Annotated in this window: 8 protein-coding genes; 4 read left to right on the forward strand and 4 right to left on the reverse strand. The window is 57.6% G+C overall.

Annotation, left to right across the window (positions count from 1 at the left end):
- The first annotated feature begins 247 nt into the window (after positions 1-247).
- Positions 248-1,174 carry a YdjY domain-containing protein gene (locus ACGY09_RS20365; protein WP_397569210.1) on the forward strand — a complete coding sequence of 309 codons (927 nt, stop codon included), beginning with the start codon at positions 248-250 and terminating at the stop codon, positions 1,172-1,174.
- Between the two features lie 112 nt (positions 1,175-1,286).
- On the forward strand, positions 1,287-2,762 hold the full coding sequence (locus tag ACGY09_RS20370) for a metal ABC transporter permease (RefSeq protein ID WP_397569211.1): 1,476 nt from the start codon (positions 1,287-1,289) through the stop codon (positions 2,760-2,762).
- 21 nt (positions 2,763-2,783) lie between these two features.
- Here ACGY09_RS20370 and ppk1 read toward each other — a convergent pair whose 3' ends face one another.
- Together ppk1 and ACGY09_RS20380 are read right to left on the reverse strand one after the other, a co-directional pair.
- Complete coding sequence (ppk1, locus tag ACGY09_RS20375; protein ID WP_397569212.1) at positions 2,784-5,027, reverse strand: polyphosphate kinase 1; 2,244 nt, start codon at positions 5,025-5,027, stop codon at positions 2,784-2,786.
- A gap of 22 nt (positions 5,028-5,049) precedes the next feature.
- Positions 5,050-6,681 carry an exopolyphosphatase gene (locus ACGY09_RS20380; RefSeq protein ID WP_373653136.1) on the reverse strand — a complete coding sequence of 544 codons (1,632 nt, stop codon included), beginning with the start codon at positions 6,679-6,681 and terminating at the stop codon, positions 5,050-5,052.
- Between the two features lie 363 nt (positions 6,682-7,044).
- Here ACGY09_RS20380 and ACGY09_RS20385 point away from each other — a divergent pair, with 363 nt between their 5' ends.
- Together ACGY09_RS20385 and ACGY09_RS20390 are read left to right on the forward strand one after the other, a co-directional pair.
- Positions 7,045-8,334 (forward strand): PQQ-binding-like beta-propeller repeat protein, encoded by a 1,290-nt coding sequence (locus ACGY09_RS20385; protein WP_397569213.1) that lies wholly within the window; start codon positions 7,045-7,047, stop codon positions 8,332-8,334.
- Complete coding sequence (locus ACGY09_RS20390) at positions 8,331-9,305, forward strand: bestrophin family protein (RefSeq protein ID WP_397569214.1); 975 nt, start codon at positions 8,331-8,333, stop codon at positions 9,303-9,305. The genes ACGY09_RS20385 and ACGY09_RS20390 overlap by 4 nt, the downstream gene beginning before the upstream one ends.
- Positions 9,306-9,431: 126 nt before the next feature.
- On the opposite strand, the gene ACGY09_RS20395 is transcribed toward ACGY09_RS20390, so the two are convergent.
- Positions 9,432-10,874: a DUF1501 domain-containing protein gene (locus ACGY09_RS20395; protein ID WP_397569215.1), complete on the reverse strand. Its 1,443-nt coding sequence runs from the start codon at positions 10,872-10,874 to the stop codon at positions 9,432-9,434.
- Between the two features lie 8 nt (positions 10,875-10,882).
- Positions 10,883-14,350 (reverse strand): PSD1 and planctomycete cytochrome C domain-containing protein, encoded by a 3,468-nt coding sequence (locus ACGY09_RS20400; protein ID WP_397569216.1) that lies wholly within the window; start codon positions 14,348-14,350, stop codon positions 10,883-10,885.
- Between the last annotated feature and the right edge of the window lie 50 nt (positions 14,351-14,400).

Below are 14,400 nucleotides of genomic sequence, written 5' to 3' on the forward strand. Positions count from 1 at the left end.
AATCAATTCCTTCAGGAGATGACCGTGATTCCGACAGAGATTCCGACAGACATTTGAGGAACGAAGATTCTAACCGTCTGATGGAATCGGCCGCCACCAAGGAAATCCGAGCGAGGAATTGCCGTTTGACTCAGAGCATGATTCGAATGAAAGTCACCCTGTTCGCCATGCCACCGAGAAGGGCTTTGTGTTAATGTGACTTTCAGAACCTCATCGAGAGGTTGCGTCACTTCACGGAGAATCCCAGATGTCTCAATCACATCCCTTTTTGATTGCATTGCTGGCCGTCAGTCTGCTGCCTGCCAGTTTGCTGGCAGCCGATCCCCCAGCCAATGCCGTTGATCAGGCAACGGCTGACTTTAGGCCGTTGAACAAGCAGGGAACGGTGCTGCTCGATGCAAAAGGGAAACGACTGCTGCTCAAGTCTGAAGTGGTACTTCGCGAGGGGTTGCTCGAGTTACTGTGTTGTCTCAAACGAAGTAAAGAGCATGAATCCATCCTCGCCGTAGAGACGCAGGCTCAGTACGTTCATGCCGGGCTATTGGCACTGGGCGCACAGGCGGGATCGCCTGTCCGCTGGGAGCCGGAATACCAACCCGCCTCGGGGCCGGTGATTGACGTCTTTCTGACCTGGAATGATGAAGACGGAAAAGTCCATCGTGAGCCGGCCCAGTCCTGGGTTCGCCACGCCACGCGACGTTACTTTGTCGAAAAGCTCGATTCACCCCCCAAAGATTTCAAGCTTCCCGCCGACAGCGAACTGAAGTGGGATCCGCGAAATGGCGAGCTTCTGTGGTATGGCACCATGTCTGAAGAACAACGTGACGCGGCGTTGAAGATTTCGAAAGACCCGGCGTTTCAGAAGGCGATTCGTTCGTTCTTCAAACTGACCCAGGTAAGACAGATGGATGCAAAATGGGTCTTCGCCGGAAGCTATTTCGTGACCGACGAAAAAACGGGTGAGAAGTTCTATCAGGCGGAAGCAGGGGATCTGATCTGCGTCGCCAACTTTGCCACGGCGACGCTGGATCTGTCGGTGAACAGTAGTGCGACGAACGATGATCTGATGTTTGAAGCCTATACGGAGAGAATTCCACCCGTGGGGACCAAAGTGACAATTGAATTGATTCCCGACTTCAAGTCGGCGGGAAAACAGAAGAAAGTAAAAGAATAAGGCTTTCCCGGGGACGCTTCGGCCGGATTGGGTGGCGGGTCAGGGGACCTGAGCTCAGAGTCACGAGGCAGGGGACCGCGGTTTCTCTGTCGTAGCATCCTTGATTTGGATCATGATCAACGAATTTTTCAACCTGCTTTCGGACTGGTACTCACTCGATACGTGGATTGTCGTCACTGCGGCTCTGGCTGCGATGTCGTGTGCATTGCCGGGGGCGTGGCTGCTGCTGCGTCGGCAAAGCCTGTTGGGGGATGCTCTCAGTCACTCCATTTTGCCGGGGATCGTCCTCGCCTATCTGGCCATGCACTGGTTTGAAGAGCAGGGATGGTTGTCTGCGACCTCCAGTGTTCGACATCTGGTGCTGTTTCTCGGGGCAGCGGTATCCGGGGTCGTCTCCGCCATCACGACCGAGGTGATTCAGCGGTGGGGACGGCTGGATCGCAGCGCGGCAATGGGTGTCGTCTTCACAACGATGTTCGCTGTAGGACTGTTACTCATCCGCATGTTCGCGGACTCGGCTCACGTCGATCCGGGTTGCGTCCTGTATGGAAGTCTGGAAACGTCCGCTCTGATTCCGATCTCGCGTACCATTCCCATCCCCCGGGCGGTGGTCATGAATGGAATCATGCTCGCCATCAATGGGGGCCTGGTGATCCTGTTCTTCAAAGAACTTCGGCTGAGCACCTTTGATCCCGGACTTGCCGTGTCGATGGGACTTCGAGCCGACTGGATTCAGCTGGTCCTGATGTCGATGACGGCCGCGACCCTTGTGGCGGCTTTCGAAAGTGTCGGAGCGATCCTGGTGATCGCCATGCTGATTGTTCCCTCAGCCACGGCGCGCCTGTTGACCGATCGACTGAGCACGATGCTCGTGCTCAGTCTGGTCATTGCAGCGCTTTCAGCGGTCCTGGGACATGTTGGGGCATTAACGTTGCCTTCAATTGTCTTTTCCCGGTTAGGGTACCCTGATGTGTATGACGCCAGCACCTCGGGAATGATGGCTGTTGCAGCGGGAGGTCTGTTCGTCCTGGCAATTCTGGCGAGCCCACGCCACGGCGTCATCCGTCGTTTTGTCGACCGAGTGCGGCTTCAACTGCGGATTGCCAGTGAAGATATTCTGGGAACGCTGTTTCGGCGTGATGAACGAACGCACGGTGAAATCTCTCCGTCCCCCATTTCTGACCCGACCGTCGCAATTGCCGGAATTCCACCACGGGAGATGAACGGCGGTCACGCGGTGACACAGGATCCCATCCCACTTGTCACGGTGGCGCATGGAACCTGGATCGAATGGTTTGCCCGCAGAAATCTGCAGCGAAAGGGCTTCATTACCGCAGATGCCTCTGTCAATCATTTGACGGATAAGGGGCGGGATCTGGCCCAAAGCCTTGTCCGCTCGCACCGGCTGTGGGAAGCGTACATGGCGCGTCATTTCGAGCTGCCTGGCGACCATTTTCATGCCACGGCCGAACAGGTCGAGCACTTTCTGTGTCCCCAGCTACAGACAGATCTCGCCACAGAACTCGACCAGCCTTCTGTCGACCCGCATGGAAAAGCGATTCCGAATTCGACGAGTTCTGATCAATGATCTGCAGGCAAGCAAACCGGCCTAGTCGTTGTGACCCGCCCCCCGCAGTGGTTCGAACGTGGCCAGTGCTGCCCGTGAAGCATCTTCGATCGCTTCACCCGTCCGTCGATACAACACTTCCTGACTTCGAATCGGTTCACTCGAATCGGTTGCCCGGACCGGTTCGTAGCGACCACTAGGTAATAATCGACGCGCCTTGACGTTGTCGGCCAGCGTCGTTTTCAAGATCGTGATCAGGTTGCGGCGACAGGCGTTATCCTCTACGGGAACCAGCAACTCGACGCGACGATCGAGATTTCGAGGCATCCAGTCGGCGCTGGAAATGAATAACCGTTCGTCGCCGCCGTGATAGAAGTAGAGGATTCGCGCGTGTTCCAGGAAGCGATCAATGACACCCGTGACCGTGATGTTTTCTGACAGCCCGGGAACCCCTGGACGCAGACAACAGACGCCACGGATATTCAGTCGAATCCGGACACCCGCCTGCGACGCGGCATACAGTGCTTCGATCATCGTCTCGTCGACGAGCGCATTCATCTTGGCGATGATGAGAGCTTTTTGCTTGTGCCGCTTGCGGTCGATTTCCGCTTCGATCATTTCGAGCAGTCGTTCTCGCAGACCGATCGGAGCCATTTCGATCTGTCGGAAACGCTGCGGCTGCGAATAACCGGTGATGGCGTTGAAGAAGGCGGTTGCATCGGCCCCCAGATCTTCGTGACAGCTCATCAGGCTGACATCGCTATAGATTCTTGAGGTGATTTCGTTGTAGTTGCCCGTACCAAAGTGGACGTAGCGCTGGATTCCCTGCGGTTCGCGTCGGACAATCAGGCAGATCTTGGCGTGCGTTTTCAGGCCTTTGACGCCATAGACAACCTGCACGTCGGCTCGTTCGAGATCCCGCGCCCACTCGATATTACGCTGTTCGTCGAACCGTGCTTTCAGTTCGACGACGGCGGTGACGTACTTCCCTTTCTGAGCGGCCCGCTTCAGTGCGGCGACGATCGGACTTTTGGCGCTTGTCCGGTAGAGCGTCTGTTTAATGGCCAGAACGTCCGGATCATCGGCGGCTTCCTCGACCAGTCGGACGACCGAATCAAAACTTTCGTACGGGTGATAAAGCAGGATGTCCTGGCGCGAGATGGCCGTGAACAGGCTTTCTGAAGGCGAAATCTTGAGCGACGGCTGGGACGGCCAGGGCTCATACCGCAAGTTGTCAAAGCCTTGTGAATCGGTCAGGCGGAAGAAGGCGGCCAGATCCAGAGGGCCGGGTGCCGCAAAGACCCATCGATCGGGGACATCAACGGCCGTTTGCAGGAAACCACGAACGAGTGGGCTGGCGTGATCCGCCAGTTCCAGTCGAACGCAGGCACTTTGTCGGCGTGCATTGACGATTTCCTGCATTTTGGAAAGCAGGTCGAATGCCTGATCTTCCTGCAGTTCGAGATCTGCGTTTCGCGTAATCCGAAATGCAACGCTTTCCTCAATCGTCTCGCCCGGGAAGAATTTGGGCAGGAAGAGACTGATGACGTCTTCCAGCAGGATGTAATTGAAGCCGCTTTCCGAGGGGACCGTCACGAACCGTTGTCGGTTGCGCCCGAACGGCAGGATGGCAAAGCGGGGTTCCGTCGAACCTGCTACCGGAGCCAGTCGAACGCACAGGCTGATCGTCTGGTTGATCAAGGGGGGGAATTCGAGCGACGGGGGTTCGGTACCGGATCCCGTGGTCTCTGCGGCGGCATCGGTCGATTTCGCCTCGCCAGCTTTCTTCTTCTTCCCCTTCCGTTTGGCGATGTGCAGCTCGATTCGTGCTGCTTCCGACAATTCAGAAGAGGCGACGATTGCCAGCGGTGTCAGGATCGGGAAGACTTCCTGATCGAAATAGGTCTGCAGGTGCTGTAACTGGCGATCGTTCAGTTGAGCCGCGCGAAGACGATTCATTCCGGCGGCGGCGAGGGCCGGTTCGATGTCTTCGAGAAAACACCGATACTGCTCCGTCAGAAAAGCCTGCATCCGCTCGCCAATCGCCTTTAGCTGCTGCGATGTGGTGAGGCCGACCGGGTCGGGACGCATTTCCCCTTCGGCCTGCAGGATCTGGAGGCTGCCGACTCGAACCATCGTGAATTCGTCGAGATTCGAGGCTGTGATCGCGAGGAACTTAAGCCGCTCGAGCAGGGGAATACTCTTGTCGCTGGCTTCGTCGAGCACTCGCTGATTGAATTCCAGCCAGCTCAATTCGCGGTTAAAAAAACGTGGCTCAGCAGTCATGCCGCTACGATCTCTCTGAATTCTAAGGACGCATTTTTCGCAATTGGACAGGCATCCCGAAGGTCGATTCGAAAAGCGATCCTGATTGTTTTAATGCCAGTTGTTCGAGGCTGAGGTCTTCGATTTGAGGAATGGCGATAATCAGCCGTCCCCCTTCTCGGGAAAATTTCAATTCATGCAGCCGCTGGTTGTGGGACGCTTCCAATGCGTCGGCAATTCGCAGCATGGCAGCCATCTTGACGACGGCGATCCGCTGATCACGATTCAATGTTGTGAAGACAGTGTGGGTTGGTTTGGGCGAAGCCCGGCGATGATAGCGTGCTGTCAGGGCGACAAGCTGGACATCGGATCGACTCAGTCCGAAGAGCTCGCTGTGCTGGATCAGGTACATCGAATGCTTGTGGTACGATCCCGTATTCACATACAGCCCGACTTCATGCAGCAGCGCCGCGACCCGCAGCAGCAGTTCGTAGCGGGGATCAAGCTGGTGCTCATCACGTAGACCCTGAAACAGAATGCCGCACAGCTTGGCCACCTGTCGTGCGTGCAGCTCGTCGAATTCGAACTTGCGTCCAAGGTCCAGAGCTGAGCGGATCACCTGGTTGCTGAAATCTTCATTCCAGCCCCCGCGAGTTGCCATTTCGTTCAGCAGTCCATCGCGAAGATTGATACTGGCAACGATCACCTGCTTCAGTCCAAAGGCCTGGGCCATCATGGTGTAGGCCAGCAGGGCAGGGCCCAGGGTTCCCGCTTCGGGAAAGGTGATGTGATACTTGTGAACGAGCTTATCTTCATTCAGCAGCAGGACCGAATTGGTGAGCTCCGCCAGGGCGTCCACCGGGATTCGAGTCAACTTGTCAGGGACCCAGTCCGGTACCAGTTGACGGGCTGCGAACCGCATGTCGCCCCCGAGCGCAACCATCTCTTGTGTCGATTCGGCAGAGACCTGCTGCAGAATCTGGTCGAGAATTCTCTGGATCTGCGTTGCCATCAAGCGACGGGTGGTCCCCTGAGACGCGTGATAGGCTTCCAGTGTCTGACGGATCCGCAGCGATCCCAGTCGATACGTGTGCGCGAAGAGGACGTCCGCGTTTTTCACCTGGAGCAACTCGGTACTGCCACCCCCCACTTCCGTAACGACCGTCTTGGCGTTGGCGAGCTCGGGGTCGAGCCTGAGCAGGGGCTGAATCCCCAGATAGGTGATCCGGTTGACTTCGGCCTCATCGATCGGAACGACCTGAAAGCCGGTCGCCGTGTAGACGCGGTCGAGAAACGCCAGTTTATTGCTGGCCTCGCGAACGGCGCTCGTTGCGACAACTCGAACCTTGTCTGTGGCCACGATCCCGTATTCGGCCAGGACGCGGCGATAGCTTTTCAAGACCCGGACGCATTCTTCGATCGTCCCTTTTTCAAGGAATCCCCGGGTGAAGGTGTCTTTCCCGAGGCTGACCGCCTGCGACAGGGCGGAGAGATGGCGCACGCCCCCCTCATCGTCTATTTCCGCGATGGCCATGCGGATGGAGGTCGTACCGACATCGATCACCGCCGAAGGGGTGACTGTCGTGCCGCGCGGCGCATGGGAGGTGTTTTCGTTGGGGCGCATATCAAACCGATGGGCGAGCCAGTTTGTCAGGTACAGCAACAGGATCGCCAATCATCCGCTCGACACATGCCGAAACAGATCGCGAAACCCAGAACTTCAGTTTACCGCATCGGATTTCGAGTTTCAGTACCGCACAAAAAATTCATGAGCAGCCAAAGCTGTGATCTGCGCTTTCCTCGCTACAAATCATCAGGTGATTTCTTTCCTCTTGAGCTTTCCCGGGCGCGGTGATTGGGGGCGATACCGCCCGTGATCGCCCGTGCCTGTGGACGGGCGCTTTGAGCTCAGGGGATGGAAGCCCCTTACGGTACCGGACTCGTGGGCTTCTCTGAGCCCCTGATCGGCGATAAGTTATGCAAGGTTCAGGCCGGCGTTAAACCTGCTGTAAGTCCGTCGATAACGAGAGATTCCTCTATGCGCGTGATCGTTTTGACTTTCGCCCTGCTGGCTTGTGTCGTCGGGGACGCCGAGGATCGGAACTGGAACCAGTTCCGTGGTCCTGACGCGGACGGAACGTCCCGTGCCAAAGGGTTGCCTGTCACCTTTGAAGAGGGATCACCGTCGATTCTCTGGAAGACGCCGATCGACGGTCGCGCCTGGTCTTCTCCGGTCGCCTGGGGGAACCAGATCTGGGTGTCTAACTCGCCCGAAGTCCAGAATCTGACTCCTGAAATGCCGAAACTGGACGCGCCGCTGGTACTTTCGGCTGTCTGCGTCGATTACGAGACGGGAAAGATCACTCACGACGTCAAACTGTTCGAAGTCGACAAACCTCAATACGTGCATCCCACCAACACTTACGGCTCGCCGACTCCCTACGTCGAGGAGGGGCGAGTTTACGTGCATTTCGGATCGTTCGGGACAGCCTGCGTGGATACCCGTTCCGGAAAGATCCTCTGGAAGCGGAATGACCTGGAGTGCAATCATTTTCGTGGCCCCGGATCTTCGGCCATCGTTTATGGCGATCTGCTGTATCTGAGCCTCGACGGTTATGACTTTCAGTACATCACGGCTTTGAACAAATTCACGGGCGAAACCGTGTGGCGGCGCGACCGCGATGTCAATTTCGGTACGACCGACGGTGACGGGAAGAAGGCTTTTTCCACCCCCGTACTGATCGAGGTCGATGGGCGTCAGTTGCTCGTCAGCTCGTTCGCTGCGGCGACGATCGCTTACGACCCCCTGACGGGGGAACCGGTCTGGACGGTGATGCACGGTGGGGTCAACGCGGCCGGACGGCCCATCTTTACGAAAGGGGTTCTTTACATCAATTCGGCAGATGGACCCAATCCGTTGATCGCTCTTTCCCCGAAAGGAACCGGGGACATCACGGAAAACATCCTCTGGAGATCGAGTAAATCGATCCCGAAACGCCCATCACAGATCGTGGTGGATGACCTGATCTTCATGATGAATGACACGGGTGTTGCTTCCTGTCTTGATGCGAAAACGGGCCGGGAAATCTGGACTAAGCGAATGGGGGGCGAGTACTGGTCGTCCCCTCTTTACGCAGAGGGCCTGATCTACTGCTTCTCCCAAGAAGGGACAATTCCTGTTTTCAAGGCGGCCCGAGAGTTTGAACTGGTCGCAAACAACCACTTGGACGATGGCTTTCTGGCCTCACCAGCCGTCGTCAAATCGTCCCTGATCCTGAGATCCAAAACGCATCTCTATCGCATTGAAAAGGTGGCCGACGCTAAATGAAGCGACTCTTCTCGTATTTTCGTACTGCACAGAAACCCTACGATCCCGACAACTGGACCAGTCACCTGTGTGACATTGAAGGGTCCATGGTCCTGGAGATTATTTCTCGCGTGCTGGCCAGCGTTGTCTGGGCCACGACCATCACCGTTCTTTATGAACTGATGCCCGATACGTTTCTCCCGTTTGTCATCCCCATCACCGCGCACACCTTGACGGGAACCGCGCTGGGGCTGGTGCTGGTCTTCCGCACGAATTCGTCATACGACCGGTTCTGGGAAGGGAGAAAAAACTGGGGTGGCATCGTCAATGAGAGCCGAAATCTCGCACGTCAGTCGAGCGAGTGGCTAACTGCCGATCCCCGGCTTGCTCGTGAAGTCATCACCTGGACGTTCGCACTTCCGTATTCCATCATGCAGCGGCTGCGGGCTGAGCCGGGACTGGGGATTGAGCTGGAGGGAGTTGATTCGACAGATGTGAAACAGGTGGAATCCTCGAAACATCTGCCGCTGGCGATTACTCGCCTGATCACCAGACGCCTGATGTCAGCTCGACGCCGGGGAGTGATCGATGGGTTTCAGATGAAATCCATGGACTACAACATCGGCTTGCTGATTGACTACTGCGGCGCCTGCGAACGCATTCGTTCCACTCCGCTTCCCTTCGCCTACACCGTTCACCTGCGGCGAGTACTGATCGTCTATTGCTTTACACTTCCCCTGGCCTTGATCAAGGATTTCGGCTGGGCGACGGTTCCGGCAACAATGCTGATTTCCTACATCCTGTTTGGAATCGAAGAAATCGGTGTGGAGATCGAAGATCCCTTCGGCCTCGACATGAATGATCTGCCACTTCAGAAATATTGCGGCGACATTCAAGCCGTTCTGGAAGATGTCCGCAACGGGATGACCGAGGAGGATCCCCTCGGTGTGGCAGCGGCCTCCCTGCCCAAGCTACCGGTCGAGACGGGTTGATCACGGGGGCGGCGGGCCGATTCGGCGGGGACGGTCCCTGCCGGAGAGCTGCCTGATCACGGAGAGGGCAAAAGCTCCTTTTCCTCGCCCCGATTCGTCATCACAGACGGTCCGGGGTGGGGTATCTCAGCTCAGGATCTCTTTCACGATGTGGCCGTGAACGTCGGTAAGCCTCATGTCTCGTCCACCGAAACGGAATGTTTGCCGCGTGTGATCGACACCCAGCAGGTGCAGCATCGTGGCGTGCAGGTCGTGGATCTCGACCTTGTTTTCGACCGCGCGATAGCCGAAATCATCGGTCGCGCCATGGATGACTCCTCCCTGGATTCCTCCTCCCGCCAGCCAGATCGAGAAGCCGTAGGGGTTATGGTCACGTCCGTCGCTTCCCTGTGCGAAGGGGGTGCGTCCGAACTCACCGCACCAGACAATGAGTGTCTCGTCGAGCAGACCCCGTTGTTTCAGATCCTGAATTAGCGCCGCGATCGGCTTATCGACCGAACGTGCGTTCTTCGTGTGTCCATCGATCAAGCTGGAATGCTGGTCCCATCGGTCACCGTTGCCTGCGGGGCAGGTTAACTCGATGAAGCGGACGCCCCGTTCGACGAGGCGTCGCGCGACCAGACAGAGTCGACCGTAGGTTCGCGTGTTGGGAAACTCGTCATTCAGACCGTAGGCTTCGTGTGTCGAAGCAGATTCTTCGTGCAGGTCCATCAGTTCGGGCACCGCCGTCTGCATGCGGGCGGCAAGTTCGTAATTGGCGATTGCCGATTCCAAGGCGTCAACACGGCCGAGCTGCTGAAGTCGCCCTTCGTCCAGTCGTTTCATCAGGGCGAGTTTGTCCGCTTGCAGCCCGCGCGTTTTCTCGCTCGGTCTGATATTCGCGACGGGTGCCTCACCTGATGTGAAGACGGAGCCCTGGTAGGCTGCGGGAAGGAATCCGCTTCCGAAGCAATCCATCCCCCCAGGGGGAATCAGCCCTCCATTGAGGATTACGAAGGCAGGAAGATCGTCGCACTCGGAACCGAGTCCGTAGCTGATCCATGCGCCGTGGCTGGGGCGGCCCTGCTGACCATGTCCCGTGTGCAGGAAGTAGTTTGCGAACGTGTGTTCTGAAAAGGGGGCGACCATCGATCGAACGACCGCCAGATCATCGGCGCACGTCGCAATATGCGGAAACAAGTCGCTGATCGGGATTCCCGACTGGCCGTACTGCCGGAATTTCCACGCCGACTTCAGGATCTTGCCGACGTTGGCGAACTGGGTTGGTTCGACCTTGCCAATCACCTCATGAGGGGATCGTCCATCGTACTTGTCGAGCATCGGTTTCGGATCGAACGTATCGACCTGTGACGGACCGCCGTCCATATACAGAAAGATCACGTTCCGCGCTTTGGCCGGATAGTGAGTCAACTGAGCGGCCAGTCCGTTGCTGGTGGCCGTCGCTGCGTGAGCCGTCTGGTTTCGGGCAAGCATGCTCGACAGAGCGACTGCGCCGAAGCCGTGGGCCGATTGCGATAGCAGCTCGCGCCGGGAAACGGGTTGTGCGAGATAACGCTGGCAGGGAAACATGGTGCCTCTCAATCGATGTAGACAAATTCTTTGACGTTGAACATCACATGGCACAGATGGCTCCACGCCTGCCGTTGGTTTTCTGGTTGAGCCGCACCCTGTGACTCCAGAAACGCGGCCGCCTCGGCCGCTTCGGACTCGGAGGGGAGGCGAGCAAACGCCATTTGATAAAGTCGATCCAGCCGTTGCCGCGTCGTGGCACTTTCCTCGGCGAGCAGTCGTCCGGCCCAGAGGTGAGCCTGTTCAATCACGAACGGATCGTTCATGAGGATCAAGGCTTGTGCAGGTACGTTCGAGACTGTTCGTCGACCAACGGTCGAGAAGGGGGATGGCGTATCGAATGCGAGCATCATCGGCGACAGGAAATTCCGGCGAACCGAGATATAAATGCTGCGGCGGCCGTTACCGTCCAGCGGGCCACTCATTCCGGGACGACCCCGACCCTGCATGAATTCGGTCAGATGAATCGGCACACTGGGTCCGTACAAAGTCGGGTCGAGCCGACCGGACACGGCCAGTAGCGAGTCCCGAATGACCTCCCCCTGAAGGCGGCGAATGGCCATCCGGTGCCACAATTCATTATTGGGGTCGAGCGCATCCGCATCCGTCGGGCGGCTTGACATCTGATACGTCCGACTGAGGATCAGGGAACGGATCATTCCCTTAGTCGACCAGCCGTTTCGGACGAATTGATCGGCGAGATAGTCAAGCAGTTCAGGGTGCGTCGGGGGAAGTCCCAGCACTCCGAAATTATCGACCGAAGGAACAAGTCCTCTGCCGAACAGGTGGTGCCAGATACGATTCACAGCGACCCGCGCGGCGAGCGGGCTGTCGAGAATCTCTCGAGCCAGTTCCAGTCGACCGCTTCCCGAGAGGGATGTCGACTGAGACGCAGGCAGATCGTCTGGTTGTAACGCTTCAAGAAAACGGCGCGGGACCAGATCTTTCGGGTTGCTGGAATTTCCCCGAACCAGCAGGTATTCGTCCACCCCGTTTCCTTCCAGCATTGCGGGCGCCAGGCCGGATTCCCAGCGAACGTTCTTCGCCAGCTCTGCTTCGGCGGTAGAGTCATCACTTACGTGAACCAGCGACAACGAATCTTGAGGGGCGAAGAGGCTGAGGTGTGTGACCAGCCAGTTCGCGAGCGGGGCGTAACGGCTAGCGTCAACGTCTTTGTCGATCGAAGCCGAATCGGATTCAGGCCCACTGGCTTCTTTGGCGAGCAGTCTTGCCGCCACTCGAAACTCTTCCGCGTAGGCGGCAACTCGTTCAGCCACAGGCTGACCGGCTGTTGTCAGGACCCCGCGATGAAAAAAGGGAGGTTCCGGCAACTTGGGAGCGTCATCGCTTGCCACCACCATCGCGATTGTGAGCGGGCCGTCATCGGCGGGTGAGAACTCAATATGCATGCGATGGCCGGGGTAGAGCGACAGATCATGGGAAACCCAGTGCCACTCGTTGTCGGCGTGTTTATATTCCCGCAAGAGGCCACCGTGGAGCGGGCCGACGACAATCAGATGCGAGTTGACGGCTGCGTAGGCCCGAACGGAACCCCGGACGAGGTACCAGAGATTTCGCTTCTGCAGCGAAAATTCGGGCGTTCGCACCATGCGTCCATACTGCTGCCATGCTCCCAAAGTCCCATTATCGACTTCGGTTCCGTTTGAGAGGCGGATCTCTTTCCAGAACAAATCCCGATTCCACCCTCCCACTGTATCGATGTGGAAAGGATGAGATTGAGTTGTGGGGGAGAGCACCAACCGACCACGCGGTTGTGGTTTCAGCCCGAACGAGACACCGTCCTGAGGGGCGGTTTTGATTGCAGGGTCGCCGAAGTCGACGATCAGCTCATGATTCGGGAGAGGACTGGCGGTCGTACCGGCAGGGGTTGACGAGACGGGCGCATCGCCGCCGCCGCTGGTGGCTGCCAACGGGTTGGCAGTGGTGAGTCCATGCAAGGGATGGCGCACGTCATCCCGCGCCACGATCAGTTCGGCGCACCAGCCTGCCAACATCCGGGGGTCAAGTTGCGTCTCAGAGGCCGTTCGCTTGACCAGATCAAAGTCGGGTAAGCTGCCGGGGTCTGCTCCCGGGGCCAGTTTGCTGGAGAAACCGGCGTCAATTGTGCGAACTGCAGCCAGCAGAGAGCGGTCGAGTTGATCGAGGGCCGGTCGAGTCAGTGTCACCAGATCCTGTGCGACCTGCTGACGCGAGCGGGATCGGCGTTCATCCAGAGTTTGAGCGATCCGTTGATGCTGTTCCTCAGTATCGACTCGCATTTGTCGATAGCTTCCGCTCAGGGCGAAGCCGGCGAGTGCGTAATAGTCCTTTTGAGAAATTGCATCGAATTTGTGATCGTGGCAGCGGGCACACGCAACGGTCAGGCCCAGGAACGTCTTCGTGAGGACGTCCAGTCGGTTATCGATCCGATCCGTCTCATCCTTACGGATATCGACGGGCGAATGGACCTCTTCCCCCAGAAACCAGAACCCGGTCCCCAGGACAGATTCGTTGATCGGGAGTTCGCTTCCGGAGGGAGAGGGACTGGTCGCCCGCCAGCGGGGAGAGATTAAGTCCCCAGCGATTTGTTCCGTGAGAAAGCGATCATAGGGGACGTCGGCATTGAATGCTCGAATGACGTAGTCGCGGTACTGCCAGGCATTCGGGATGATCGGCTCAAACTCATGGCCGCGCGTTTCCGCAAACCGGGCAAGATCGAGCCAGTGCCGTCCCCAGCGCTCGCCAAAGTGGGCGGAATCCAGCAGGCGATCAACGACAAGTTCGAGTGCGTTTGGACGACTGTCCTGAACAAACTGTTCGACCTCTTCTGGCGAGGGGGGAAGTCCGATCAGGTCGAAGTAGATCCGGCGCAGCAACGCTCGTTTTTCGGCAGAGGGAGCAGGGCTCAACCCGCGCGACTGAAGCTTGGCAAGGATGAACCTGTCGGTATCCGTCAGGGGCCAGTTTGATGCGCCGGTGTCGGGCAATGGTGGAGCCGTGACAGGTTGCCAGCACCAGTGAGCTGCCTTTCGCTCGGCAACGTCGAAGGGTTTTGCGACGCCCGTTCCGGAAGCCGATTCCGGGGGCCAGGGGAGTCCCAGTTCCACCCATTTTGTGAGAATCTCGATTTCTTCGGCGGGGAGTTTTGATTTCGGGGGCATCTGGTAGAGATCCCCGTAATTGATGGAGGAAAGAAACAGGCTTTCCGCCGGCTTCTCGAGGACGACGGCGGGACCGGTGTCTCCTCCCGTCAACACTCCGGTTCGAGAGTCCAGCGTCAGGCCTCCTCGGGGAGAGGTCTGGTCCGAGGAATGACATTCGTAGCACCGCTTGACCAGCAGAGGGCGCACTTCCTTCTCGAAGAAGTCCAATGACTCTTCCGAGAATGAGGGTGTCTCATTGGCCATCCCGCTCGTGATACAAGGGGAGACAAGACACGTCACCCACATCAGGAACATTCTGACGAACAGTCTCATCAGCAACTCCGTAAAGGATTCCCCACCCAGATCTCGCAGCGACCAGCTCC

Origin of the sequence: Schlesneria sphaerica, from assembly GCF_044336245.1 — a bacterium.
GTDB lineage: Bacteria > Planctomycetota > Planctomycetia > Planctomycetales > Planctomycetaceae > Schlesneria > Schlesneria sphaerica.